Source organism: Aeromonas finlandensis (genome assembly GCF_000764645.1).
In the GTDB taxonomy this organism is placed as follows: Bacteria; Pseudomonadota; Gammaproteobacteria; order Enterobacterales; family Aeromonadaceae; genus Aeromonas; species Aeromonas finlandensis.
In genome coordinates this window covers 1-1,662 of record NZ_JRGK01000199.1, presented here as the reverse complement: position 1 = coordinate 1,662, position 1,662 = coordinate 1, and the positions used below count along the sequence as shown (strand labels likewise).

Below are 1,662 nucleotides of genomic sequence, written 5' to 3'. Positions count from 1 at the left end.
CCGGAAGTAAAAAGCCAAGGGGATCACAACTTGCAACCGGGCATCACCCAAGGGGGTGCCGCTCAGAGTACTATTCAGGCAGCACGACTCACGCCCGCACTCCGGTATCGAGGCTTAACATGAAATGGATTTTCAACCCCGCCATCCGGCTGGGCAATCAGCTCTCCTTCAAATACAAATTCCTGCTCTGGTCCTGCCTGATGCTGCTGCCACTGGCCTACAGCATGACCAACCTGCTGGGGCGGCTGCAGGATGACAACGAGCAGGCCAGCCGCGAGCTGGCAGGGGTGGTCAATCTCGCCCCTGTGCCTGCCATCGAGCAGGCCCTGCTGACCCACCGCAATCTGGTGACCCAGCACGCCTATGAGCAGAACCCGGTTGATGAGCAGAAGGTCCGGGCAGCGGCACAGGCGGTAGACGATAGCCTGCGCGCCTTTGCCGATACCCATCAGGAGAACCCCTCTTTCGATGTCCTCAAGCAGGGGTGGACTGCCCTGCAGAACGAGGCGGGCAAGCTGGAGGTGGAGCAGAGCAACCTGCGTCACGACAAGCTGCTGACCGAGGTGCGCCACCTCTACAAGCACATCACCGCTGCCAGCAGCCTTATTCAGGATCCGGCGCTCGGCACCTACTACATGGTGCTCCTCGCCAGCGAGCGGTTGCCACAACTGCGCGACCTGTTGGCCCAGGTGCGGGATCGCGCCGCCACCATCGCCGACTTCGGCCTGTTTCAGGCAGAAGGGTACAGCGGCCTGCGTTTTCGCCTCGACCTCATCAGCGCCACTCTGCAGGAGCTGGAGGCCGATCTGACCCTGCTCTACCAGATTGAGCCTGCCTACCGCGCCGAGCTGGGTCAGCAGACCGATGCCCTGCTGCAACAGGTGCGTCAGGGGGTCGAGACCATGGAAAACAAGATGATGAAGGATCAGCTGGTGCAGCTCTCCAACAAGGAGGTGTTGGCACTGGGGGATAGTCTGGATGTTGCCATCACCGCATTGGCAGGTCATGTGCGCCAACGACTGGAGGCCGACCTGCACCAGCGGATGGCCGCCAACCAGCGCCACTTCTGGTGGGTTGCCGCGCCGCTGACCGCCAGCTTGCTGCTCTATCTCTACCTGATGATCGGCGCCTACCTCTCCCTGCGCGAGACCGTGGCGCGGGTGCGTGATATTGCTGCCCGGGTCAACGCCCAGGATCTCAGCCAGCATATCGAAATCGTCGGTCAGGACGAGCTGGCGGCCATCAGCCGGGACTACAACGTGACCCTGGAAACCCTGCGCACCCTGATGCGGCGTGTGTGGGAGAATGGCGTCACCGTGGTGGAGAGCGCCACCGACATCGAAGCGCGTACCTGCCGCTCGCAGGAGGTGATTGCCGATCAGCAAGGGGAGACCCATCAGGTCGCCACCGCCATCAAGGAGCTGGCCGCCACCTCCCAGGACATGGCAGGCAACGCCCTGCAGGCCGCCCGCATGACGCAGGAGGCCCAGCAAGTGGTCGGTCAGGGCGAGGATGTGGTAGAGCGCACCATCAAGGCCATCGACCACATCAACCGCGAGGTGCTGCGTACCGCCGACACCATCGGCCAGCTGGAGCAGCGGTGCAGCCAGATTGGCGGCGTCATCAGCGTGATCCGCGGCATCGCCGAACAGACCAACCTGC

At 63.1% G+C, this 1,662-nt stretch carries 1 protein-coding gene; it reads left to right on the top strand.

What is annotated here, in order from left to right:
• Positions 1 to 119 precede the first annotated feature (119 nt).
• Positions 120 to 1,662, top strand: a 1,543-nt coding sequence (locus LD28_RS0112560; RefSeq protein ID WP_033137305.1) for a methyl-accepting chemotaxis protein, incomplete at its 3' end; no start/stop codon positions are given.